General features: G+C 60.1%; 22 protein-coding genes, 3 tRNA genes and 1 riboswitch. Of the genes, 21 read left to right on the top strand and 4 right to left on the bottom strand.

The window, feature by feature from the left end; genetic code table 11:
• Nucleotides 1-637 precede the first annotated feature (637 nt).
• The 13 genes from HX869_RS00495 to astE all read left to right on the top strand — a co-directional run bounded on the left by HX869_RS00495 (nucleotide 638) and on the right by astE (nucleotide 14,204).
• On the top strand, nucleotides 638-1,423 hold the full coding sequence (locus HX869_RS00495; RefSeq protein ID WP_003214343.1) for an ABC transporter substrate-binding protein: 786 nt from the start codon (nucleotides 638-640) through the stop codon (nucleotides 1,421-1,423).
• 91 nt (nucleotides 1,424-1,514) lie between these two features.
• Nucleotides 1,515-2,204, top strand: coding sequence for an ABC transporter permease (locus HX869_RS00500; RefSeq protein WP_003214341.1), 690 nt, complete (start codon nucleotides 1,515-1,517; stop codon nucleotides 2,202-2,204).
• Complete coding sequence (locus tag HX869_RS00505) at nucleotides 2,201-2,899, top strand: ABC transporter permease (protein WP_008435252.1); 699 nt, start codon at nucleotides 2,201-2,203, stop codon at nucleotides 2,897-2,899. Before HX869_RS00500 ends, HX869_RS00505 begins: the two co-directional genes overlap by 4 nt.
• A 1-nt stretch (nucleotide 2,900) precedes the next feature.
• Complete coding sequence (locus tag HX869_RS00510; RefSeq protein ID WP_177035190.1) at nucleotides 2,901-4,013, top strand: succinylglutamate desuccinylase/aspartoacylase family protein; 1,113 nt, start codon at nucleotides 2,901-2,903, stop codon at nucleotides 4,011-4,013.
• Between the two features lie 27 nt (nucleotides 4,014-4,040).
• Entirely contained in the window at nucleotides 4,041-4,805 is a 765-nt protein-coding gene (locus tag HX869_RS00515) for an ABC transporter ATP-binding protein (RefSeq protein WP_003214336.1), read from the top strand.
• A gap of 247 nt (nucleotides 4,806-5,052) precedes the next feature.
• The gene (locus HX869_RS00520) at nucleotides 5,053-6,033 is read left to right on the top strand and encodes a GlxA family transcriptional regulator (RefSeq protein WP_003214334.1); all 981 of its coding nucleotides are present in this window, start codon (nucleotides 5,053-5,055) and stop codon (nucleotides 6,031-6,033) included.
• Nucleotides 6,034-6,342: 309 nt separating this feature from the next.
• Nucleotides 6,343-7,563, top strand: coding sequence for an aspartate aminotransferase family protein (locus HX869_RS00525; protein WP_003214332.1), 1,221 nt, complete (start codon nucleotides 6,343-6,345; stop codon nucleotides 7,561-7,563).
• 245 nt (nucleotides 7,564-7,808) lie between these two features.
• A complete protein-coding gene (aruF, locus tag HX869_RS00530) occupies nucleotides 7,809-8,828 on the top strand; it encodes an arginine/ornithine succinyltransferase subunit alpha (protein ID WP_003214328.1) in 1,020 nt (339 codons plus the stop codon).
• A 49-nt stretch (nucleotides 8,829-8,877) separates the two neighbouring features.
• Nucleotides 8,878-9,903: an arginine N-succinyltransferase gene (gene astA, locus HX869_RS00535; protein ID WP_003214325.1), complete on the top strand. Its 1,026-nt coding sequence runs from the start codon at nucleotides 8,878-8,880 to the stop codon at nucleotides 9,901-9,903.
• Nucleotides 9,900-11,369, top strand: a complete 1,470-nt coding sequence (astD, locus tag HX869_RS00540) for a succinylglutamate-semialdehyde dehydrogenase (protein ID WP_168197533.1) — start codon at nucleotides 9,900-9,902, stop codon at nucleotides 11,367-11,369. Before astA ends, astD begins: the two co-directional genes overlap by 4 nt.
• A 158-nt stretch (nucleotides 11,370-11,527) precedes the next feature.
• Nucleotides 11,528-12,874 carry an N-succinylarginine dihydrolase gene (astB, locus tag HX869_RS00545; protein WP_087694275.1) on the top strand — a complete coding sequence of 449 codons (1,347 nt, stop codon included), beginning with the start codon at nucleotides 11,528-11,530 and terminating at the stop codon, nucleotides 12,872-12,874.
• Nucleotides 12,875-12,897: 23 nt separating this feature from the next.
• Complete coding sequence (locus tag HX869_RS00550) at nucleotides 12,898-13,188, top strand: hypothetical protein (RefSeq protein ID WP_003214319.1); 291 nt, start codon at nucleotides 12,898-12,900, stop codon at nucleotides 13,186-13,188.
• An 11-nt stretch (nucleotides 13,189-13,199) separates the two neighbouring features.
• Nucleotides 13,200-14,204 carry a succinylglutamate desuccinylase gene (astE, locus tag HX869_RS00555; protein WP_003214315.1) on the top strand — a complete coding sequence of 335 codons (1,005 nt, stop codon included), beginning with the start codon at nucleotides 13,200-13,202 and terminating at the stop codon, nucleotides 14,202-14,204.
• A gap of 130 nt (nucleotides 14,205-14,334) precedes the next feature.
• Here astE and HX869_RS00560 read toward each other — a convergent pair whose 3' ends face one another.
• A complete protein-coding gene (locus tag HX869_RS00560) occupies nucleotides 14,335-14,844 on the bottom strand; it encodes a 6,7-dimethyl-8-ribityllumazine synthase (RefSeq protein ID WP_003214313.1) in 510 nt (169 codons plus the stop codon).
• 111 nt (nucleotides 14,845-14,955) lie between these two features.
• A riboswitch (FMN riboswitch) is annotated at nucleotides 14,956-15,125 on the bottom strand.
• 190 nt (nucleotides 15,126-15,315) lie between these two features.
• On the opposite strand from HX869_RS00560, the gene ltaE reads away from it, so the two are divergent.
• From ltaE to mgtE, 8 genes are all read left to right on the top strand, one after another.
• Nucleotides 15,316-16,320, top strand: coding sequence for a low-specificity L-threonine aldolase (ltaE, locus tag HX869_RS00565; RefSeq protein WP_178902595.1), 1,005 nt, complete (start codon nucleotides 15,316-15,318; stop codon nucleotides 16,318-16,320).
• Nucleotides 16,321-16,466: 146 nt separating this feature from the next.
• The gene (gene alaS / locus HX869_RS00570) at nucleotides 16,467-19,085 is read left to right on the top strand and encodes an alanine--tRNA ligase (RefSeq protein WP_178902596.1); all 2,619 of its coding nucleotides are present in this window, start codon (nucleotides 16,467-16,469) and stop codon (nucleotides 19,083-19,085) included.
• A 95-nt stretch (nucleotides 19,086-19,180) separates the two neighbouring features.
• A complete protein-coding gene (locus HX869_RS00575; RefSeq protein WP_003214308.1) occupies nucleotides 19,181-20,422 on the top strand; it encodes an aspartate kinase in 1,242 nt (413 codons plus the stop codon).
• 186 nt (nucleotides 20,423-20,608) lie between these two features.
• Nucleotides 20,609-20,797, top strand: coding sequence for a carbon storage regulator CsrA (gene csrA / locus HX869_RS00580; RefSeq protein ID WP_002554426.1), 189 nt, complete (start codon nucleotides 20,609-20,611; stop codon nucleotides 20,795-20,797).
• 62 nt (nucleotides 20,798-20,859) lie between these two features.
• Nucleotides 20,860-20,950 (top strand) — tRNA-Ser (locus tag HX869_RS00585).
• Between the two features lie 108 nt (nucleotides 20,951-21,058).
• Nucleotides 21,059-21,135 (top strand) — tRNA-Arg (locus HX869_RS00590).
• A 72-nt stretch (nucleotides 21,136-21,207) separates the two neighbouring features.
• Nucleotides 21,208-21,284: transfer RNA gene (locus HX869_RS00595), tRNA-Arg, on the top strand.
• 339 nt (nucleotides 21,285-21,623) lie between these two features.
• Nucleotides 21,624-23,066 carry a magnesium transporter gene (gene mgtE / locus HX869_RS00600; RefSeq protein WP_003214265.1) on the top strand — a complete coding sequence of 481 codons (1,443 nt, stop codon included), beginning with the start codon at nucleotides 21,624-21,626 and terminating at the stop codon, nucleotides 23,064-23,066.
• A 103-nt stretch (nucleotides 23,067-23,169) separates the two neighbouring features.
• Here the strand turns inward: mgtE and HX869_RS00605 are convergent, their stop codons facing one another.
• From HX869_RS00605 to HX869_RS00615, 3 genes are all read right to left on the bottom strand, one after another.
• Entirely contained in the window at nucleotides 23,170-23,496 is a 327-nt protein-coding gene (locus HX869_RS00605) for an Arc family DNA-binding protein (RefSeq protein ID WP_003175643.1), read from the bottom strand.
• A gap of 435 nt (nucleotides 23,497-23,931) precedes the next feature.
• Nucleotides 23,932-24,111: a PA3371 family protein gene (locus HX869_RS00610; protein ID WP_003214263.1), complete on the bottom strand. Its 180-nt coding sequence runs from the start codon at nucleotides 24,109-24,111 to the stop codon at nucleotides 23,932-23,934.
• Nucleotides 24,112-24,131: 20 nt separating this feature from the next.
• Nucleotides 24,132-24,359 carry a hypothetical protein gene (locus HX869_RS00615; protein WP_003214261.1) on the bottom strand — a complete coding sequence of 76 codons (228 nt, stop codon included), beginning with the start codon at nucleotides 24,357-24,359 and terminating at the stop codon, nucleotides 24,132-24,134.
• Nucleotides 24,360-24,518: the final 159 nt, after the last annotated feature.

Raw genomic sequence — 24,518 nt, forward strand, 5'->3', positions numbered from 1 at the left:
TTTTTTGTGCGATCGGACAGGCGACCTATAACCCCTGTGGGAGCGGGCTTGCTCGCGAAGGCGGCGTGTCAGCCAGCACATCACCCACTGACACACCGCCTTCGCGAGCAAGCCCGCTCCCACATTTTGATTGCATTCCAAGATTGGTCATTCAGTGGGGCGACTTACACAAAGCCAATAAATATCGGATTGTGTTGTAGGAAGTTTCTGAATGTTACCGAACCTAGCAAATGTGTAACCCCACGCCCAAACATGAGGCAAAGTGCTACGCCGTTGCCCCGAAAACCCGCGTCTTAGACGCCCTGAAAAATTAGATCCAACGCTACACTTGCCGTGCTAGAAGGGTTTGCGAATAATAGGCCCGCAACTTGCAGCGTTAACAGGTTTAATATCTTTTGCCTCTGCATAAAATCAAGAGGCTGTCAATGTGCTGGAACCGCTTTCTCGGTGCTTCTGTAAATTGTTGTCGCATTGAGGAAATATCGGCTTCCGGCCTGTCGTTAGAATGCCGATCACTCGCTCGTCGTCGCCGATGCTGAACTGGCGCAGGACGCAGCACCGCTATTCGGTTTCACTCATTCGCATCGTGGGCCCTGGCTCATACTGCTGTTTTGCCCTATACCGATGGAGTCCCAAGATGAAGAAACTCGTGCTGTTGGGCGCCCTGGCGCTGTCCGTGCTGTCCATGCAGGCTTTCGCCGAAGGCAAGCCACTGAAGATTGGTATTGAAGCGGCTTACCCTCCGTTTGCCTCCAAGGCACCGGACGGCAGCATCGTCGGTTTTGACTACGACATCGGCAACGCCCTGTGTGAGCAGATGCAGGTCAAGTGCACCTGGGTCGAGCAGGAATTCGACGGCCTGATCCCGGCGCTGAAAGTGCGCAAGATCGACGCCATCCTGTCCTCGATGTCCATCACTGACGATCGCAAGAAGTCCGTGGACTTCACCAACCGCTACTACCTGACCCCAGCTCGCCTGGTATTGAAGGAAGGCACTGCCGTCAGCGACAGCCTGGATGAATTGAAAGGCAAGAAAATCGGCGTGCAGCGCGGTTCGATCCACGACCGTTTCGCCAAGGAAGTGCTGGCTCCCAAAGGCGCCACCATTGTTCCTTACAGCTCGCAGAACGAAATCTATCTGGACGTAGAAGCCGGTCGCCTTGATGGCACCGTGGCCGACGCCACCCTGTTGCAGGAAGGCTTCCTCGACACGCCAGCCGGTAAAGGCTACGCGTTCACCGGCCCGGCCTTCACCGACGCCAAGTACTTCGGCGACGGTATCGGCATCGCGGTACGTAAAGGCGACAAGGAAAACCTGGACCGCATCAACGCTGCAATCGCTGCGATCCGTGCCAACGGCAAGTACAAGGCAATCCAGGACAAGTACTTCAACTTCGACATTTACGGCCCAGAAGCCAAGTAAACCGTCGCAGCTGTCTGTCCAGAATGGCGCAAGCACCAGGATCTCTGAAGTTTGCGCCATTTTTTCATCCCCCTTTTCGAGGACCTGAATCATGTTGAAAGGCTACGGGGCTGTCATCCTCGATGGCGCTTGGTTGACGCTTCAGCTCGCCTTGTCGTCCATGGCCCTGGCCATTGTTCTGGGTCTGATCGGGGTCGCGTTGCGCCTCTCGCCGGTGCGCTGGTTGGCCTGGCTGGGCGACCTGTACTCCACGGTGATCCGCGGGATCCCCGACCTGGTGCTGATCCTGCTGATTTTCTACGGCGGTCAGGACCTGCTTAACCGCGTTGCGCCGTTGCTCGGCTACAACGACTACATTGACTTGAACCCCTTGGCCGCCGGTATCGGCACCCTGGGTTTCATCTTTGGCGCCTACCTTTCGGAAACCTTCCGTGGCGCCTTCATGGCCATTCCCAAGGGCCAGGCCGAAGCCGGCCTGGCGTATGGCATGAGCCCGTTCCAGGTGTTTTTCCGGGTGATGGTGCCGCAGATGATTCGGCTGGCGATCCCCGGGTTTACCAACAACTGGCTGGTACTGACCAAGGCCACCGCATTGATTTCGGTGGTGGGCCTGCAAGACATGATGTTCAAGGCCAAGCAGGCGGCAGACGCCACCCGCGAACCTTTTACCTTCTTCCTCGCAGTGGCGGCGATGTACCTGGTGATCACCAGCGTGTCGTTGCTGGCCCTGCGTCATCTTGAGAAGCGCTACTCGGTAGGCGTAAAGGCGGCTGATCTATGATCTTCGACTACAACGTCATCTGGGAGGCCATGCCGCTGTACCTCGGCGGCTTGCTGACCACCCTGAAACTGCTGGCCATTTCGCTGTTCTTCGGCTTGCTCGCGGCCTTGCCCCTGGGCCTGATGCGCGTGTCCAAGCAGCCGATCGTCAACGGTGTTGCCTGGCTCTACACCTATGTGATTCGCGGCACGCCGATGCTGGTGCAGCTGTTCTTGATCTACTATGGCCTGGCCCAGTTCGAAGCGGTGCGCGAAAGCTTCATGTGGCCACTGCTGTCCAGCGCGACCTTCTGCGCGTGCCTGGCGTTTGCCGTGAACACCAGCGCCTACACCGCCGAGATCATCGCCGGCAGCCTCAAGGCCACGCCCCACGGCGAGATCGAGGCAGCCAAGGCCATGGGCATGTCGCGCTACAAGCTGTATCGCCGGATCCTGCTGCCATCGGCCCTGCGCCGGGCGCTGCCGCAATACAGCAACGAAGTGATCATGATGCTCCAGACCACCAGCCTGGCCTCCATCGTCACCCTGATCGACATCACCGGTGCCGCACGCACGGTGAACGCCCAGTACTACTTGCCGTTCGAAGCCTATATCACGGCGGGTGCGTTCTACCTGTGCCTGACCTTTATCCTGGTGCGCCTGTTCAAGTTGGCCGAAGGCCGCTGGCTGAGCTACCTGGCTCCACGGAAGCATTGATATGGAACGTATCGATCACCTGTTGCCCTGGGGTCACCTGGGCTGCGAACGCCAGCTGACGGTGTTTCGTTTCGGTAGCGGCGAGCGCAAGGCTTATATCCAGGCCAGCCTGCACGCGGATGAATTGCCCGGCATGCGCGCCGCCTGGGAGCTGAAAAAGCGCCTGACGGAGCTGGAACAGCAAGGCGCCCTCAACGGCGTGATCGAGCTGGTTCCCGTCGCCAATCCGATGGGCCTGGGGCAACTGCTGCAAGGCAGTCACCAGGGCCGTTTCGAGATCGGCAGCGGCAAGAATTTCAACCGCGACTTCGTTGAGTTGAGCGAGCCGGTTACCGAGTTGCTCAACGGCAAGCTGGGGGATGATCCTCACGCCAATGTGCGCTTGATCCGCCAGGCCATGAGCGATGCGCTCAATGCGTTGCCGGCGCCGAGCAGCCAGTTGCAAGGCATGCAGCGAGTGTTGCTGAGCCATGCCTGCACCGCCGACGTGGTCCTCGACCTGCATTGCGACGCCGAAGCCGCGTTGCACATGTACGCGCTGCCGCAACACTGGCCGCAGTGGCGTTCGCTGTCGGCGCACCTGAATGTGAAGGTCGGCCTGCTGGCGGAAGATTCCGGCGGCAGTTCGTTTGACGAAGCCTGCTCGCTACCGTGGCTGCGCCTGGCCCGGGCGTTCCCCGAGGCGCAGATTCCCCTGGCGTGCCTGGCGACGACTCTGGAGCTGGGTGGCCAGGCCGATACTGGCCGTGACGAAGCGATTTTCCACGCTGAAGGCATCCTGGCGTTCCTCGCCGAGCAAGGCCTGATCCGTGGTGAATGGCCCGCGCCGCAGCACGAACCCTGTGAAGGCCTGCCTTTCGAAGGCACCGAGTTGTTGTTCGCGCCCCACGCCGGTGTGATCAGCTACCTGCGTAAAGCCGGTGACGTAGTCGAAGCCGGCGACCCGATATTTGAAGTGATCGATCCCTTGTCCGACCGCGTGAGCATTGTTTGCGCGGGTACGTCTGGGGTGTTGTTTGCCGTTGAACGGCTACGTTATGCCCAAGCGGGTTTCTGGCTGGCCAAGGTGGCGGGGCGCGAAGCGCTGCGGCACGGGCGCTTGCTCAACGACTGACCAACTGTTTTTGTGAGAACCGACCGCATGTACAAACTTGAAGTCCAAGACCTGCATAAACGCTATGGCAGTCATGAAGTGCTCAAAGGTGTGTCCCTGGCCGCCGCGGCCGGTGATGTGATCAGCATCATCGGGTCCAGTGGCTCGGGCAAAAGTACCTTTTTGCGCTGCATCAACCTGCTGGAGCAACCCCACGCCGGCAAGATTCTGCTCAATAACGAAGAGCTGAAACTGGTGGCCAACAAAGACGGCGCCATGAAGGCTGCAGACCCGAAACAGCTGCAACGCATGCGTTCGCGACTGTCGATGGTGTTTCAGCACTTCAACCTGTGGTCCCACATGACCGCGCTGGAAAACGTCATGGAAGCACCGGTGCACGTCTTGGGCATGTCGAAAAAAGACGCCCGGGAAAAGGCCGAGCACTACCTGGCTAAAGTGGGTGTGGGCCATCGTAAGGATGCGTTCCCTGGCCACATGTCCGGCGGTGAACAGCAACGCGTGGCGATTGCCCGTGCCCTGGCGATGGAGCCTGAGGTGATGCTGTTCGACGAACCCACCTCGGCCCTCGACCCGGAGCTGGTGGGCGAAGTGCTCAAGGTGATGCAGGACCTGGCCCAGGAAGGCCGGACCATGGTGGTGGTGACCCACGAAATGGGCTTTGCCCGTGAAGTCTCCAACCAACTGGTGTTCCTGCACAAAGGCATCGTTGAAGAACGTGGCAACCCGCGCGAAGTGCTGGTAAACCCACAGTCCGAGCGTTTGCAGCAGTTTCTTTCCGGCAGCTTGAAGTAAACAGAACTGCTTTTATGCACTGAATTAGTGCAAGCTTCACAATCCTGAGGTTGCCCAATCCCCTGTGGGAGCGGGCTTGCTCGCGAAAGCAGTGTATCAGTTGATACATCCGGTGACTGATCCACCCCATTCGCGAGCAAGCCCGCTCCCACATTTGGATCTTCACCCGCTTTAGAGATTTGTGTTGGTTTACCGGCTAGCATTGGCCTTTGTCTTCATTACTGTTACTCGCTTCGGATAGCACTCCATGACTGCCCATCGAATTGGTTTCCTGATTTGGCCCAGCACTAAAGCACTGACGCTTGCGCTGGCTGAGGAGGCCTTGCGCGTTGCTCAGCGGGTGCATCCGGACGTGGTGTACGAACTCTCGTTTTTGCAGGCCGAACCGCCAATCGACGGCGCCTGGCAACTGCCGGGTGAGCCCTGGGCTGGCAAGCTGGAAGGTTTCCAAAAGCTGTTCCTGCTGGCCGATGAGCCACCGACCGTCATCGCCTCCCAGCTCAGCACCGCCCTCAAGCAACTGGTGCGTGCCGGGTGTGTGATCGGCGGCCTGTCGGCCGGTGTGTATCCGCTGGCCCAGCTCGGTCTGCTTGACGGTTACCGCGCCGCTGTGCACTGGCGCTGGCAGGACGATTTCGCCGAGCGTTTCCCCAAGGTCATCGCCACCAGCCATCTGTTCGACTGGGACCGTGACCGCCTGACCGCCTGCGGTGGCATGTCGGTACTCGACCTGCTACTGGCGGTGCTGGCCCGTGACCACGGTGCTGAACTGGCCGGTGCCGTCTCGGAAGAACTGGTGGTAGAGCGCATCCGCGAAGGCGGCGAGCGCCAGCGCATCCCACTGCAAAACCGCCTGGGCTCCAGCCATCCAAAGCTGACCCAGGCCGTGTTGCTGATGGAAGCCAACATTGAAGAACCGCTGACCACCGACGAAATCGCCCAGCACGTGTGCGTATCCCGACGACAGCTCGAGCGGATCTTCAAGCAATACCTCAATCGCGTCCCCAGCCAGTACTACCTGGAACTGCGCCTGAACAAGGCCCGCCAGATGCTCATGCAAACCAGCAAGTCGATCATCCAGATCGGCCTGTCCTGCGGCTTCTCCTCGGGGCCGCACTTCTCCAGCGCCTACCGCAACTTCTTCGGCGCCACCCCTCGTGAAGACCGCAACCAGCGCCGCAGCAGCAGCCCGTTCGAATTGTCGTCGGTGCCGTCCGAGCGCGGCTAGGCATCAGTGCTCGGCCGGCATCTCCAGGCATGACGCTGTTCCTGTGCGCGGATGAGATCAACAGCAGACCAAAACGGCCATCGGCGACGGCATTGGATAGTTGTGCCTCACCGACCGCCCAAAACCGGCCCGGGCGGTTTAAACTGCGCCATTGCGATGCTATTTGTCGCATTGGCGTAAACCCGCGAAAATCGCGGGTTGGCGCTATAAGAAGTTGTCGCTTGGCGGCAAGGCCGCGCTGAAAACTGTCCTTACAATCCCTGCATCGCCCGCCAGTTTCAGGCAGGCGTTCCTCTTCAGGAGACTCCGATGTCCGTTGAGCAAGCCCCGGTGCAACGTGCCGATTTCGACCAGGTCATGGTTCCCAACTACGCACCTGCCGCTTTCATCCCCGTGCGTGGCGCAGGTTCGCGCGTATGGGACCAGGCGGGCCGAGAGCTGATCGACTTTGCCGGCGGCATCGCGGTCAACGTATTGGGCCACGCCCACCCGGCGCTGGTCGGTGCACTGACCGAACAGGCCAACAAGCTGTGGCACGTGTCCAACGTCTTCACCAATGAGCCGGCCCTGCGCCTGGCCCATAAGCTGATCGACGCCACGTTTGCCGAGCGTGTGTTCTTCTGCAACTCCGGCGCCGAAGCCAACGAGGCCGCCTTCAAGTTGGCCCGTCGTGTCGCGTTCGACCGCTTCGGCACCGAGAAATACGAAATCATCGCCGCGCTGAACAGCTTCCACGGCCGTACCCTGTTCACCGTGAACGTGGGTGGCCAGTCGAAGTACTCCGACGGCTTCGGTCCGAAGATCGTCGGCATCACCCACGTGCCTTACAACGATCTGGAGGCGCTGAAAGCCGCCGTCTCGGACAAGACCTGCGCCGTGGTGCTGGAGCCGATCCAGGGCGAGGGCGGCGTGCTGCCGGCAGAACTGTCGTACCTGCAAGGTGCCCGCGACCTGTGCGACGCGAACAACGCGCTGCTGGTGTTCGACGAAGTGCAAACCGGCATGGGCCGCAGCGGCGAGTTGTTCGCCTACCAGCATTACGGCGTCGTGCCGGACATCCTCACCAGCGCCAAGAGCCTGGGCGGCGGTTTCCCGATCGCGGCCATGCTGACTCGCGAAGATCTGGCCAAGCACCTGGTGGTCGGCACCCACGGCACCACCTACGGCGGCAACCCGCTGGCGTGCGCGGTGGCGGAAGCGGTGATCGACGTGATCAATACGCCAGAAGTGCTGGCCGGCGTTAACGCCAAGCACGACCTGTTCGTTTCCCGTCTGGAGAAGATTGGCCAGCAATACGGCATCTTCACCGAAGTGCGTGGCCTGGGCCTGCTGCTCGGTTGCGTGCTGAGCGATGCCTGGAAAGGCAAGGCCAAGGACATCTTCAACGCCGCCGAGCGCGAAGGCTTGATGATCCTGCAAGCCGGCCCGGATGTGGTGCGCTTCGCCCCGAGCCTGGTGGTGGAAGATGCCGATATTCAGGAAGGCCTGGACCGCTTCGAACGTGCGGTGAAAAAGCTGACGCAAGCCTGATGGACCGCTGGGTGCCCGGCGAGTCGGGCGCCCAACACAAATTTTGTATGCCGGACTCTTTAGTTGAAGCTGTGAAGATCAAATGTGGGAGCGGGCTTGCTCGCGAATGCAGTGGCTCAGTCACCTGAAATGTTGAATGACACACCGCTTTCGCGAGCAAGCCCGCTCCCACACTTGACCTCACTGATTTCAAGATCGTGTCCGGCATTTTTTCCTGTGAGTTTTTCGAGTTAAGGAGTGACACCATGCTGGTGATGCGCCCCGCGCAAATGGCTGATCTGGGCGAGGTACAGCGTCTGGCTGCGGACAGCCCGATTGGTGTCACCTCCTTGCCGGATGATGTCGAACGCCTGAGCGACAAGATCGCTGCGAGCGAAGCGTCCTTCGCCGCCGAGGTCAGCTTCAACGGTGAAGAAAGCTATTTCTTCGTCCTGGAAGACACCGACGCCGGCAAGCTGGTGGGCTGTTCGGCCATCGTTGCCTCGGCCGGCTACTCGGAACCGTTCTACAGCTTCCGTAACGAGACCTTCGTGCACGCTTCCCGCGAGCTGAAGATCCACAACAAGATCCACGTGCTCTCGCAGTGCCATGACCTCACCGGCAACAGCCTCCTGACCAGCTTCTACGTGGTGCCGGAGCTGGTGGGTTCGCCGTGGTCGGAGCTCAACTCCCGTGGCCGCCTGCTGTTCGTGGCCGGCCACCCGGAGCGCTTCGCCGATTCGGTGGTCACCGAGATTGTGGGCTACAGCGACGAGAACGGTGATTCGCCGTTCTGGGACGCCATCGGCCGCAACTTCTTCGACCTCAACTACGCCGCTGCCGAGCGCCTGTGCGGGTTGAAGAGCCGGACCTTCCTCGCCGAGCTGATGCCGCACTATCCGATCTACGTGCCGCTGTTGCCCGACGAAGCCCAGGAAGCCATGGGCCAGGTGCACCCGCGGGCGCAGATCACCTTCGACATCCTGATGCGCGAAGGCTTCGAGACCGACCATTACATCGACATCTTCGACGGCGGCCCAACCCTGCATGCGCGCGTCTCGGGCATTCGCTCGATCGCCCAGAGCCGTGTGGTGCCGGTGAAGATCGGTGAGATGGTCAAGGGTGTCGGCCGCCAGTACCTGGTGAGCAACGGCCAGTTGCAGGATTACCGCGCGGTGATGCTGGAGCTGGACTACGCGCCGGGCAAGCCAGTGACCCTGGACCTGGAAACCGCCGAAGCCCTGGGCGTCGGCGAAGGTGCCAGCGTTCGACTGGTAGCGGTTTAAGAATGAGTTTCGCGGGTGGCTTGCAAGGCGGCCCGTTTGAGGAGATAGCATGATCGTTCGTCCCGTACGCAGCAGCGATTTACCGGCCCTGATTGATCTGGCGCGCAGCACCGGCACCGGCCTCACCACCTTGCCGGCCAACGAAGAGCGCCTGACCCATCGGGTCGGCTGGGCTGAAAAGACCTTTCGCGGCGAAGCCGGGCGCGGTGATGCGGACTACCTGTTCGTGCTGGAAAACGACGAAGGTCGCGTGGTGGGGATTTCCGCCATCGCCGGTGCAGTCGGCCTGCGCGAACCCTGGTACAACTTCCGGGTCGGCCTGACGGTCAGCGCCTCCCAGGAGCTGAACATCTACCGTGAAATCCCGACGCTGTTTCTGGCCAACGACCTGACCGGCAACTCCGAGTTGTGCTCGTTGTTCCTGCACGCCGATTACCGCAACGGCCTTAACGGCCGCATGCTGGCCAAGGCGCGCATGCTGTTTATCGCGGAATTCCCGCAGCTGTTCGGCAACAAGATCATCGCCGAGATGCGCGGCATGTCCGACGAAGCCGGGCGCTCGCCGTTCTGGGAAAGCCTGGGCCGGCACTTCTTCAAGATGGAATTCAGCCAGGCCGACTACCTCACCGGCGTGGGCAACAAGGCGTTTATCGCCGAGCTGATGCCGAAGTTTCCGCTGTACACCTGCTTCCTGTCTGAAGACGCGCGCAACGTGATCGGCAAGGTCCACACCGACACCGAGCCGGCCCTGAGCATGCTCAAGAGCGAAGGTTTCAGCTACCAGGGCTACGTCGACATCTTCGACGCGGGCCCGGCGGTGGAGTGTGAAACCACCAAGATCCGCGCCGTGCGCGACAGCGAAGCGCTGGTGCTGGCGATTGGTACGCCGGGCGACGACGCCACGCCGTTCCTGATCCATAACCGCAAACGTGAAGATTGCCGTATCACCGCCGCGCCGGCGCGGTTGGCTGCGGGCACCCTGGTGGTCGATCAACAGACCGCCAAGCGCCTGCAACTGATCGCCGGTGATCAAGTGCGTGCCGTACCGTTGTCCGCTGCCCGGGAGTCGAAATAATGAATTCGCTATACATCGCAGGTGAATGGCTGGCTGGCCAGGGTGAAGTGTTTGAGTCGCTGAACCCGGTGACCCAGCAGGTGGTGTGGTCGGGTAATGGCGCCACCGCCGAGCAGGTCGAGTCCGCCGTCCAGGCCGCACGCCAGGCGTTTCCGGCCTGGGCCAAGCGTTCGTTGGAAGAGCGCCTGAGCGTGCTGGAAGCCTTCGCCGCCAACCTGAAGAGTCGTGCTGACGAACTCGCCCGCTGCATCGGTGAGGAAACCGGCAAGCCTTTGTGGGAATCGGCGACTGAAGTCACCAGCATGGTCAACAAGGTCGCGATCTCGGTGCAAAGCTACCGCGAACGTACCGGCGAAAAGAGCGGCCCGTTGGGCGACGCCACTGCCGTATTGCGCCACAAGCCCCACGGTGTGGTGGCGGTGTTTGGCCCTTACAACTTCCCCGGTCATCTGCCTAACGGCCACATCGTACCGGCCTTGCTGGCGGGTAACACCGTACTGTTCAAACCGAGCGAACTGACCCCGAAAGTCGCCGAGTTGACCGTGCAATGCTGGATCGACGCCGGCCTGCCGGCGGGCGTGTTGAACCTGCTGCAAGGCGCACGGGAAACCGGGATCGCCCTGGCGGCGAATCCGGGCATCGACGGTCTGTTCTTCACCGGCTCCAGCCGCACCGGCAACCATCTGCACCAGCAATTCGCCGGGCGCCCGGACAAGATCCTCGCGCTGGAAATGGGCGGCAACAACCCGCTGGTGGTGGACGAAGTGGCCGATGTGGATGCGGCCGTGTACACCATTATCCAGTCGGCGTTTATCTCCGCTGGCCAGCGTTGCACCTGTGCCCGTCGCCTGCTGGTGCCGGAAGGCGCCTGGGGCGATGCGTTGCTCGCACGCCTGGTGGCGGTGAGCTCGACCATCGAAGTCGGCGCATTTGACCAAACGCCGGCGCCGTTCATGGGCTCGGTGATTTCCCTCGGTGCTGCCAAGGCGTTGATGGATGCCCAGGAATTGCTGTTGGCCAATGGCGCCGTGGCGCTGTTGGAAATGACTCAACCCCAGGCCCAGGCTGCGTTGCTGACGCCGGGGATTATCGATGTGACCGAGGTTACGGAACGCGCTGACGAAGAGCTGTTCGGCCCACTGCTGCAAGTGATCCGCTACGCTGATTTCGAGGCGGCGATTGCCGAGGCCAACAACACTCAATACGGCTTGGCGGCCGGGTTGCTGTCGGATTCCGAGGCGCGTTACCAGCAGTTCTGGCTGGAAAGCCGTGCCGGGATCGTCAACTGGAACAAACAGCTGACGGGTGCTGCGAGCAGCGCGCCATTTGGCGGGGTAGGGGCTTCGGGCAACCATCGCGCCAGCGCCTATTACGCGGCGGACTATTGCGCGTACCCGGTGGCCTCCCTTGAGACCCCGAGCCTGGTGCTACCGGCGACGTTAACCCCGGGTGTGACGCTGATCTAAATGTGGGAGCGGGCTTGCTCGCGAAGGCGGTGTGTCATTCAACATTTCAGGCGACTGAACCACCGCTTTCGCGAGCAAGCCCGCTCCCACACTTGATTTGTGGTGTGTTCAAGTAATTTGATGCCTATAAAAATACAGATGTTCGTGGAGCCTCGCCGATGAAATCCTGTGAAGTCAATTTTGACGGTCTAGTGGGGCCGACCCATAACTACGGCGGCTTGTCCTACGGCAACGTCGCGTCCCAAAGCAACAGCCAGCAGTCCTCCAACCCGAAGGAAGCGGCGCTGCAAGGCTTGGCGAAGATGAAGGCCCTGATGGAAATGGGCTTTGTGCAAGGTGTGCTGGCGCCCCAGGAACGTCCGGATGTGGCCGCCTTGCGCAACCTCGGTTTTGCCGGCACCGACGCACAAGTCATCCAGCAGGCCGCCAAGCAAGCCATGCCGCTGCTGGTTGCCAGTTGCTCGGCGTCGAGCATGTGGGTGGCCAATGCCGCGACCGTCAGCCCGAGCGCCGACACCTTTGACGGCCGCGTGCATTTCACCGCCGCCAACCTCAACTGCAAATACCACCGCAGCATCGAACACCCGACCACCAGCCGCGTGCTGGGGGCGATGTTTGCCGATAGCAAACACTTCGCCCACCACGCCGCGCTGCCGGCCGTGGCGCAGTTCGGTGACGAAGGCGCGGCCAACCACACGCGTTTCTGCCGGGACTATGGCGAGGCGGGCGTAGAGTTTTTCGTGTTCGGCCGCAGCGCGTTCGACACCCGCTACCCGGCGCCGCAAAAGTACCCGGCGCGCCAGACCCTCGAAGCCTCCCAGGCGGTCGCGCGCCTGCATGGCCTGCGGGACGACGGTGTGGTTTACGCGCAGCAGAACCCGGCGGTGATCGATGCCGGTGTGTTCCACAACGATGTGATCGCGGTGGGCAATGGCGAGGTGCTGTTCTATCACGAGGACGCGTTCCTCAATACCGATCAGATGCTCGGCGAATTGCAGGGCAAGCTCGGCAAGCTCGGCGGCAATTTCCAGTCGATCTGCGTGCCACGGGCCCAGGTGGGGGTTGAAGACGCGGTGCGTTCCTACCTGTTCAACAGCCAGCTGCTGACCCGCGCCGACGGTTCGATGCTGCTGATCGTGCCGGAAGAATGCCGCGCCAACGAGCGTGTCTGGCAGTACCTGCAAGGCCTGACGTCCTCCGGCGGGCTGATCCGCGAAGTCAAAGTCTTCGACCTCAAGCAAAGCATGCAGAACGGCGGTGGCCCGGCGTGCCTGCGCTTGCGTGTAGCCTTGAATGAAACCGAACTGGCGGCGGTCAACCCAGGGGTTATCATGACGGCGCCGTTGTACGACACGCTCACCCAATGGGTCGACAAGCACTACCGCGACAGCCTGCGGGAAACCGACCTGGCTGACCCGCAATTGCTGCTTGAGTGCCGGACGGCACTGGATGAACTGACGCAAATCCTTAAACTGGGCTCGGTTTATCCTTTCCAGATCAATTAACGCCGCACGGCTGAGAACTATTTATGACCACCGACACCCTGAAACTGATCCTTGAAGACACCGACGGCACCCAGCTGGAAACCTCCTGCACCCGCGTCGCCGTGGTGTGGCAGGGCAAGGAGATCTGGATCCAGCACGACGGCCGTGGCCAACTGCTGATCGGCGTGGACGTGGAAGAAGGCGACGCGGAATACGCCAACCTGCTGATGCGCCCATTGGCCACCAACCTGATGAGCCTGCAACTGGAAATGGAACCGGCCGACGTTGAAGGTGATGACGACGATCACGTCCACGGTCCTGGCTGCAACCACTAAGGAAGCTGCGTATGCTCGCCCTCGGCAAACTGCTTGAACTGACCCTCGCCGGTCGCGAACCGGCGCAAAAAATTCAACTGACTGTCGACGGCGTGCAACTGCGCTGGCTCAGTGAGGGCGCGCTGGAAGTGCGGCCTCCTGAGGCGCGGGACAACGGCAGCGACGTGCTGCTGTCGTCCGGCATCCATGGCAACGAAACCGCGCCGATCGAATTGGCCGACCGCTTGCTGCAGGGCATCGCCCGTGGGGAGATCAAGCCCCGTACCCGTATTCTGTTCCTGTTCGGCAACCCCGAGGCCATGCGCCGCGGCGAGCGTTACCTCGAACTGGACGTCAACCGGCTGTTCAATGGCCGTCATGAACAAAACATCGGCCCTGAAGCCATGCGCGCCGCCGAGCTTGAACAGTTGGCCCGCACCTTCTTCAGCGTGCCTGGGCGTAGCCGTTTGCACTACGACCTGCACACCGCCATCCGTGGCTCGAAGATCGAGCAGTTCGCACTGTACCCGTGGAAGGACGGTCGCCAGCATTCACGTCGTGAACTGGCGCGCCTGCGAGCCGCGGGCCTGGAGGCGGTGCTGTTGCAGAACAAGACGTCGATCACCTTCACGGCGTTTACCTATGAGCAGCTGGAGGCCGAGTCCTTCACCCTGGAGTTGGGCAAGGCCCGGCCGTTCGGGCAGAACCAGGGCGTGGACGTATCGCGCCTGGAAACCCGCCTCACGCAGATCATCGAGGGTAACGAGCCGGCCACCGAGAGCCTGGATGGCCTGCAGCTGTTCAGCGTCTCCCGGGAAGTGATCAAGCACAGCGATACCTTCGTCCTGCATTTGCCGGCGGACGTGGAAAACTTTTCGGAGTTGGAGAAGGGTTATCTGCTGGCCGAGGACATTGCCAAGACCCGCTGGGTGATCGAGGAGGAGGGCGCGCGCATCATCTTCCCGAACCCGAAGGTCAAGAATGGCTTGCGAGCGGGGATATTGATTGTGCCGACCACGGATGCTGGCCTGGCCTGAACCCCGAGACCGACTCGGTCAAATGTGGGAGCGGGCTTGCTCGCGAAGGCGGTGTATCAGTCAGACATGTATTGACTGACACTCCGCTTTCGCGAGCAAGCCCGCTCCCACATTTGCTTTGCAGTGTTGCTTAAACCGCGAGAGCCCGTGGCTCATTGCGACGCAGTGCGCGAACCTTGTGCAGGGTGTCGGCGCAGGTGCGTGCCGCTTCCTGGCCCTTGTGCACGAAGTGCTCATAGAAGAACGTATGGTGCTCGCTGCCCGCGTGGAAGTGGTGCGGGGTCAGGGATACCGAGAACACCGGCACTTCGGTTTCCAGCTGGACCTGCATCAGGCCGCTGACCACGGACTGGGCCACGAACTCGTGACGGTAGATCCCGCCGTCCACCACCAGGGCGGCCGCGACGATACCGGCATAACGGCCGGACTTGGCCAGCAGCTTGGCGTGCAGGGGCATTTCAAAGGCGCCGCCGACTTCGAAGAAATCGATGTCCGATTCCTGGTAGCCCTGGGCGATCATTTCGGCGAGGAAACCTTTACGGGATTGGTCGACAATATCCTTGTGCCAGCAGGCCTGGATAAACGCGACGCGCTCGCCGTGGTGGTTTTTGCTTTTGCTGTCGATTGCGGTGGGTTGCATGTTCTGACTCCTGTTTAAGAAAAAAACAGGGCGTTATGAATCGAATGGGATTTAAGGGTACGCACAGCGGGCTCATGTGAACATGACGTCAGCGCGGCCCTTAGGTGCCAATCCCGTTCTCTCTTCATCCGGACTATGACCGTCGGCCCCGGGATCACACCGGGTCTGCTGACCTTGTCGCCGTCCTGCCGAGGCAGTTCGAGGCGCCAAGCGCTCGCGGGCTATGCACGTTGCGTGCAATTACCGCCGGTGGGGAATTACACCCCGCCCTGAGAACGTTGCCGCCAGAACCCTGGCGGCGGAGAGTTTTTATCATGGTTTTTCAGAAACTGCACGGTTGGTTTATCGATAACCTATATCGGTTTGTTTGGTTGGTATTCGATTGTGCAAGCACGGGGCTTGATATTCCGCGGGTTTGCCCGCAGTAATCGTTAACACAAGAAACGCTCCAATCCGCTAGAGGCTAGTTTGATGAACGTGATTGACCTGCGCAGCGACACAGTGACCCAACCGACCCCTGGCATGCTCGAGGCGATGGCCACTGCCGCCAGCGGCGACGACGTCTACGGCGAGGACCCGAGCGTCAATCGCCTGGAAGCCGAACTGGCCAAGCGCCTGGGTTTTCCCGCCGCGTTGTTCGTGCCCACCGGCACCATGAGCAACCTGCTGGCGTTGATGGCGCACTGTGAGCGTGGTGAGGAATACATCGTCGGTCAGCAGGCCCACACCTACAAATACGAAGGCGGCGGCGCGGCGGTTCTCGGCTCGATCCAGCCACAACCCCTGGAAGTGCAGGCCGACGGTTCCCTGAACCTGGAGCACGTGCTGGCGGCGATCAAACCGGACGACTTCCACTTCGCCCGCACCCGCTTGTTGGCGCTGGAAAACACCATGCAGGGCAAGGTCCTGCCGCTGGAATACCTGGCGGCCGCGCGAGCCTTTACCCGGGAACACGGCCTGGCCTTGCACCTGGACGGCGCGCGGCTCTACAACGCGGCGGTCAAGCTGGGTGTGGATGCGCGGGAAATTGCCCAGCACTTCGATTCGGTGTCGGTGTGCCTGTCCAAGGGCCTGGGCGCGCCGATCGGCTCGGTGCTGTGCGGCTCCACCGCGTTGATCGCCAAGGCCCGTCGTTTGCGCAAGATGGTCGGTGGCGGCATGCGCCAGGCCGGTTCGCTGGCGGCGGCGGGGCTGTACGCCCTGGATCACCAGGTGCAGCGCCTGGCCGACGACCACGCCAATGCCCAATGGCTGGGGGATGAACTGCGCAAGGCGGGTTATACGGTGGAGCCGGTGCAGACCAATATGGTCTACGTCGACATCGGTGATCGAGCCCAGGCCTTGAAGGCGTTTGCTGCCGAGCGCGGGATCAAGTTGAGCGCGGCGCCGCGCCTGCGCATGGTCACGCACCTGGACGTCAGCCGGGCGCAGATCGAGCAAGTGCTCGCGACATTTGTCGAGTTTTCCCGGAAATGACAGTGCAGACCGTCTAATTGACTGTTTCTATCACATAAACACGCTGTACCACGGGCAAAGGGCCGATATAATGCGGCCCTTTGCCGTCGCTCCGTCTGATGACGTTTAGCACTGGCCTTTGGCCGCAGCCTCCGTGGAAGAACCTAATGAAAAGCGCAGAAATCCGTGAAGCCTTCCTTCGCTTCTTCGAAGAGCAAGGTCACACCCGTGTCGCCTCCAGCTCCTTGATCCCAGGCAATGACCCAACCCTGCTGTTCACCAACGCGGGGATGAACCAGTTCAAGGACTGCTTCCTGGGCCAGGAAAAGCGCGCCTACACCCGCGCCACCAGCAGCCAGAAGTGCGTACGCGCCGGCGGCAAGAACAGCGACCTGGAAAACGTGGGCTACACCGCCCGCCACCACACATTCTTCGAGATGCTGGGTAACTTCAGCTTCGGCGACTATTTCAAGAAAGACGCGATCACCTTTGCCTGGACCTTCCTGACCGGCGTGCTGAAGCTGCCGAAGGAAAAACTCTGGGTGACCGTCTACGCCACCGATGACGAAGCCTACGACATCTGGACCCAGCAAATCGGGGTGCCGGTCGAGCGCATGATTCGCATCGGCGACAACAAGGGCGCGCCTTACGCGTCCGACAACTTCTGGACCATGGGCGATACCGGCCCGTGCGGCCCGTGCACCGAGATTTTCTACGATCACGGCGCCGACATCTGGGGTGGCCCACCGGGCTCGCCGGAAGAAGACGGCGACCGCTACATCGAAATCTGGAACAACGTGTTCATGCAGTTCAACCGCACCGCCGATGGCGTGTTGCATCCGTTGCCAGCGCCGTCGGTGGACACCGGCATGGGCCTGGAGCGGATCAGTGCGGTGATGCAGCACGTTCACTCCAACTACGAGATCGACCTGTTCACCAACCTGCTGAGCGCTTCGGCCGCGGCCATTGGCTGTGCCAACGACAACCAGTCGTCGCTCAAGGTGGTGTCGGATCACATCCGTTCCTGCGGCTTCCTGATCGCCGATGGCGTGCTGCCGTCGAACGAAGGCCGTGGCTATGTGCTGCGCCGCATCATCCGTCGCGCCTGCCGTCACGGTAACAAGCTGGGCGCCACCGGCAGCTTCTTCTACAAGATCGTTGCCGCGCTGGTGGCCGAGATGGGCGATGCCTTCCCGGAACTCAAGCAGCAGCAAGCCAACATCGAGCGCGTGCTCAAGGCTGAAGAAGAGCAGTTCTCCAAGACCCTGGAGCACGGCCTGAAGATCCTCGAGCAGGACCTGGTCGAGCTCAAGGGCACCGTGGTGCCGGGCGACGTCGTGTTCAAGCTGTACGACACCTACGGTTTCCCGATGGACCTGACCGCCGACATCGCCCGCGAACGCGAGCTGACCATCGACGAGGCCGGGTTTGAGCGTGAGATGGAAGCCCAGCGCGTCCGTGCCCGTTCCGCCAGCTCCTTTGGCCTGGACTACAACACCCTGGTAAAGGTTGATGTGGCGACTTCGTTCATTGGTTACGAGGCCACCGTTGGCTCGGCCAAGATCGTGGCTATCTATAAGGACGGCAAGTCGGTTGACGTGCTGAACGAAGGTGACGAGGGCGTTGTGGTCCTCGACCAGACCCCGTTCTACGCTGAATCCGGTGGCCAGGTTGGCGACTGTGGTTTCCTGAGTTCCACCTCCGGTCGTTTTGAAGTGCGCGACACCACCAAGACCGGCGGTGCGTTCCTGCATCACGGCGTGCTGGTGCTGGGCAACCTGACCGTCGGCGCGCCGGTGGACACTCAGGTAGATGCCGACGTACGGCATGCAACTGCCTTGAACCATTCTGCCACTCACTTGCTGCACGCTGCGTTGCGTCAGGTGCTGGGTGAGCATGTGCAACAGAAGGGTTCGTTGGTCGATAGCCAGCGCCTGCGTTTTGACTTCAGTCATTTCGAGGCGATCAAGCCTGAGCAGTTGAAGGCCCTGGAAGACATCGTCAACGCCGAGATTCGCAAGAACACCCCGGTGGAAACCGAAGAAACCGATATCGAGACCGCCAAGCAAAAAGGCGCCATGGCGCTGTTTGGCGAGAAGTACGGCGACGAAGTGCGCGTATTGAGCATGGGCGGCAGCTTCTCGGTGGAGCTGTGTGGCGGTATTCACGCCAGCCGTACCGGCGACATCGGCCTGCTGAAAATCATCAGCGAAGGCGGCGTGGCTTCCGGCGTACGTCGTATTGAAGCGATCACCGGTGCTGCGGCCCTGGCCTACCTCAATGCGGCAGAAGAACAACTCAAGGAAGCGGCCGGCCTGGTCAAGGGCAGCCGCGACAACCTGATCGACAAGCTCTCCGGCGTACTGGAGCGCAACCGTCAGCTGGAGAAACAGCTGGAGCAGTTGCAGGCCAAGGCGGCCAGCGCGGCGGGCGACGATCTGTCGGCTTCCGCCCTGGACGTCAAGGGTGTGAAAGTGCTGGCCGTACGCCTGGACGGTCAGGACGGCAAGGCGCTGTTGGCCTTGGTCGATCAGTTGAAGAACAAGCTCGGCCGCGCAGTGATCCTGCTCGGCAGTGTCCATGAGGAAAAGGTCGTTCTGGTTGCCGGTGTAACCAAGGACCTGACTGGCCAACTCAAGGCCGGTGATTTGATGAAGCAAGCCGCCGCGGCAGTGGGCGGGAAGGGCGGTGGTCGTCCGGACATGGCGCAAGGCGGTGGTATTGACGCCGGCGCCCTGGACGCGGCCCTGGCCCTGACCGTGCCGTTTGTCGAGGCAGGTATTTAAGACGCTGTTAATGAGCCCGTGGTCTAGTCGCGGGCTCAGTCAGTGCTGGTTGATTGAATAACAGGCGCCCCTTTACGGGCTGAGGCGGCTTAGAAATGGCTTTGATCGTACAGAAATTTGGAGGCACCTCGGTCGGCTCTGTCGAAAGAATCGAGCAGGTCGCCGACAAGGTTAAGAAATTCCGCGATGCCGGCGATGACCTGGTGGTGGTGCTGTCGGCCATGAGCGGCGAGACCAATCGCCTGATCGATCTGGCCAAGCAAATCAGTGGCGATCAGCAACCGGTTCCCCGTGAACTGGACGTGATCATTTCCACCGGTGAGCAGGTGACCATCGCATTGCTGGCCATGGCGCTGAACAAGCGTGGTGTGCCGGCGGTGTCCTACACTGGCAACCAGGTCCGCATTCTTACGGATAGCGCGCACACTAAAGCCCGCATCCTGCAGATTGATGACCAGAAGATTCGCGCTGACCTGAAAGCCGGTCGTGTGGTCGTTGTCGCCGGTTTCCAGGGCGTCGACGAGCACGGCAACATCACCACCCTCGGTCGTGGCGGTTCCGACACCACTGGCGTGGCCCTGGCGGCAGCCCTGAAGGCTGACGAATGCCAGATCTACACCGATGTGGATGGCGTCTACACCACTGACCCGCGGGTCGTGTCCGTGGCCCAGCGCCTGGACAAGATCACCTTCGAAGAGATGCTGGAAATGGCCAGCCTCGGTTCCAAGGTGTTGCAGATCCGTGCCGTTGAGTTTGCCGGCAAGTACAACGTTCCGCTGCGCGTACTGCACAGCTTCAAGGAGGGTCCGGGCACCCTCATTACTATTGATGAAGAGGAATCCATGGAACAGCCGATCATTTCCGGTATCGCTTTCAACCGTGATGAAGCCAAGCTGACTATCCGTGGCGTGCCAGACACCCCGGGCGTGGCTTTCAAGATCCTGGGCCCTATCAGTGGGGCGAACATCGAAGTCGACATGATCGTGCAGAACGTTTCGCACGATAACACCACCGATTTCACCTTCACCGTGCACCGCAACGAGTACGATGCGGCGGAGCGGATCCTGCAGAACACTGCGAAGGAAATCGGCGCCCGTGAAGTGGTCGGCGATACGAAGATTGCCAAGGTGTCGATCGTGGGTGTGGGCATGCGTTCCCATGCGGGCGTTGCCAGCCGCATGTTCGAAGCCCTGGCCAAGGAAAGCATCAACATCCAGATGATCTCCACATCGGAAATCAAGGTGTCGGTGGTGATCGAAGAGAAGTACCTGGAACTGGCTGTACGCGCACTGCATACCGCTTTTGAGCTGGACGCTCCGGCCCGACAGGGCGAGTGATGCGTTGCCAGGAAGGCGCGGTTATCCGCGCCTTTCATTTTTTTGCCGGGTGTGTGGTTAAGACCTGTTCTTTTACCTGCGCTCGACAATACTTAGGCGTGTAGGGCTATGGCCATTTGGTTGTAGGTCGAATGCCTTTTTTTTGCAGACTGTTGTTCCCGAAATGAAATGCGTGAGGAGAAAGGTATGCTGATTCTGACTCGTCGATGCGCAGAAAGCCTGATTATTGGTGATGGCGAAATCACCGTGACCGTGCTCGGCGTCAAAGGCAATCAAGTGCGTATCGGGGTTAACGCTCCGAAAGAGGTGGCTGTCCACCGCGAGGAAATCTACCTGCGGATCAAGAAAGAGAAGGACGAAGAACCAAGCCATTAATTTTTATCGTTTTTTATGTTTGCAAACGGGGATGAAGCTGGTTAATATACGCCCCGTGTTGCGGAGAGCTGGCCGAGTGGCCGAAGGCGCTCCCCTGCTAAGGGAGTACACCTCAAAAGGGTGTCGGGGGTTCGAATCCCCCGTTCTCCGCCATTATTTGCTTAGTACGTTGCAATCTGGTTTTTTCGCTAAGTTGTTGAAACTAAACGAAAAAATAGCTTTACATAGAGATTGAACGGCCTATAATGCGCGGCAACAAATGCACTCGTAGCTCAGCTGGATAGAGTACTCGGCTACGAACCGAGCGGTCACAGGTTCGAATCCTGTCGAGTGCACCATTTAAGAGTTAGTTGCAGCAATGCAGGTAACTTGGCTTCAACCAGTTGTGATCTGGTCTAAAAACACAATCTGCACTCGTAGCTCAGCTGGATAGAGTACTCGGCTACGAACCGAGCGGTCACAGGTTCGAATCCTGTCGAGTGCACCAAACAACAAAAAGCCCGCCTAGTGCGGGCTTTTTGCCGTCTGGGTTTTTTATTTCCCGGGGCGCCTTTTTCTCCCGCCCATGTGTTTTCCTTTCAAGCTGCGTCGTCGCAGTTCATATGTGTGGCCAATGCTCAGCTTTGTGTCGCAAGCGCTTGTTCTTTCCAGTTTTTTGACGTTAAAAGCGCCCGCCCGGTGTATCATTGCGCCCGTCAGCCCCGCCGGGGCTTGTGGAACACCTCCATGGACTTACCCAGTAGTTACTCAGTACCCCGTTTTACCAATCATGAATTGACTGATTGATCCTTCCGGCGTGCCCCGCTGCTGGGAGTGGAGTTCGCCTATGACCGAAGTTGAAGTAAAGAAAACACAAGAAAGCCTGCAGGATCGCCTGGCTCAAGTCGTCGAGCTGCTGCAGCGCCAGCGCGTGGTCGAAGACCTGACGCATCGCCAGGAAGGCGCGAACAATGACCGGGTCGAGAACCTGGTCCACCGGCAAAACCTTGTCGAGCTGCAACGCAAGCTCGATGACCTGCACTCCGCCGACGTTGCCTACATCCTCGAAGCCTTGCCGCTGAATGACCGCCTGACCCTTTGGCAGTTGGTCAAGGCTGACCGCGACGGCGACATCCTCCTCGAAGTATCCGACTCGGTCCGTGAAACCCTGATCGCCGACATGGACGATCACGAGCTCCTGGCGGCCGCTAAGGACATGGATGCCGACGAACTCGCTGACCTGGCTTCCGAGCTGCCGCGTGACGTCGTCCATGAGCTGATGGAAACCCTCGATGGCCAGCAGCGCGAGCGTGTGCGCTCGGCGTTGTCCTACGACGAGGAGCAGGTCGGTGCGTTGATGGACTTCGAGATGGTCACCATCCGTGAAGACGTCAGCCTGGAAGTGGTTCTGCGCTACCTGCGCCGGTTGAAAGAGCTGCCAGGCCACACCGACAAGCTGTTCGTGGTCGACTACGAAGGGATCCTCAAGGGCGTACTGCCGATCAAGCGCCTGCTGGTCAATGATCCGGACAAAAAAGTCGCGGACGTCATGGCCAGTGACCCGGTGAGTTTCCATCCGGACGAAGACGCTTACGACGCGGCCCAGGCGTTTGAGCGTTATGACTTGATCTCGGCCCCGGTGGTCGACAAGAACGGCAAGCTGATCGGCCGTCTGACCATCGATGAAATGGTCGACCTGATTCGTGAGGAGAGCGAAAGCGAAGTCCTCAACATGGCCGGTCTGCGGGAAGAAGAGGATATTTTTGCGTCGGTCTGGAAGTCCCTGCGTAACCGCTGGGCCTGGCTGGCGGTGAATTTGATTACCGCGTTTATTGCTTCACGGGTGATCGGCCTGTTTGAAGGCTCCATCGAGAAGCTCGTGGCCCTGGCTGCACTGATGCCGATTGTGGCGGGTATTGGCGGTAACTCGGGTAACCAGACCATCACCATGATCGTCCGCGCCATGGCGCTGGATCAGGTGGGGACCGGGCATGGCAAGCGTTTGATGCGCAAGGAGCTTGCGGTCGCGCTGATCAACGGCCTGGTGTGGGGCGGTGTCATCGGTATCGTGGCGTACCTGCTGTATGGCAGCTGGTCGCTCGGCGTGGTCATGACGGCGGCCATGACGCTTAACCTGCTGCTGGCAGCGTTGATGGGGGTTCTGATTCCAATGACCCTGGTGCGCCTTGGACGAGACCCGGCGATGGGCGCCAGTGTGATGATCACGGCCATGACCGACAGTGGCGGCTTCTTCATCTTCCTGGGCCTGGCAACCATCTTCCTGCTTTGATCCCTTCCATGGATCGGGGGCATTTGCCCCTTGATCCTTTCCTGACCAAATCCCGGGCAAAAAAAAGCCAGCGCATGGCTGGCTTTCAGCTTTCAGTTGCCAATCAGTTGGCTTCTGCAGCTGCCTCAACGTCGTGGGCGATCAGCGAGACGAGAGCATTTTGCTGGCGGTGGGAGAGCTGACGAAAACGCTGCAGCAGTTCGCGTTCGTGCAGTGACAGCTCGGGGCTGTCCAGGCGCATGCTCAGCTCGTCGCCCAGCGCACCTTCCTGAATCAGGCTTTGTTCCAGGCGTGCGATGATTTCGGAGTTCATGCTGCGGTGATGATTGCGAGCCACCTCGGCAATGCGTTCCCGCATTCCGTCTGGCAGACGTACGACGAACTTGTCAGCCGTACGGCTGGAATAAATTGCCTGTTTCAATGGGCGCATATATTTAACCGGTTAGTTCAGGGGAGCGGTTTTTGGAATTGGCCGCAAGATGCATGTTAGGACAAGGTTTGCTGCCAAATGTTCAACCTGAATTGCAAAGAGGCCGCATCATGCCTCAGATTTGCCAGTTCCTTGGCGTCAATTCTGTGACAAATATTGAACCGGCTACCGGCTTTATGCCAGTACTCATTTCAAAATTTGCGGACTGGTTGGAAAACTTTCCGCGGACGCACCCAAATGAGTGTTGAGCCCGCAGACCCTGGGCGCAAAAGGCTTTTCGGGCGCACATCCTATAGCAATATGGCCTTTTGCCCTTAACTTTAAGATTAGTGGCAAATTGCCAATTTACGAATGCGGAGCGACATATGGTCGGCTGTCCGGACGGACGAGCCGAGGCGTGGCAGCGATTTTAGCGAGGGCGACGAGCGGGGGGATTCAGCGCAGTACGGGATCGAATTTGATGCGGCGACCAATGAAGACTGCCAATACCCACAGGCTGCCAAACACGCCGGCGGCGACGAAGGAGACTGTCTGCACGTCTTGCGACAATACGTTCAGGCCGAGGCCGGCGGCGGCGAGTGCCAGGGTCAGAAACAGCCAGGCGGACTTGTTCATGGAATGCTCCGGTAAGCGGTTCAGAAAACCCAGTGTTCAGTGGCAGGAGCAGCTTGAGTGCCCTGGGTCAGTTGCAGTGGGGATTGCATGTTCGGCTTCATGACAGCCAGTTGCGGGCGCTGTTGCAGGTGATGGGGAATCGCCTGGCTGACCTGCGCGGCGTCGTCGGAAGTGGTGGACTGAAAATGGAACATCACCAGCGCAGCCAGTGCAACGGTATTGAGGGCTAGTAGAAGTGCGCTGTTCATGTGCATGTTCTCCGCAGAGGGCTGGGCCGGACTGTATTTGTAGGATAAAGGATTGCAGGTGTCGTGCCAGTCTTTAATTGACAATAAATCCTTTAAAATCAGACATTTATATAGCGTCCAGATTGCCATGCTGTTGCAATTTGCAATGATGGCATTTTG

The organism is Pseudomonas sp. P7779, assembly GCF_013386315.1.
Taxonomy (GTDB): Bacteria; Pseudomonadota; Gammaproteobacteria; order Pseudomonadales; family Pseudomonadaceae; genus Aquipseudomonas.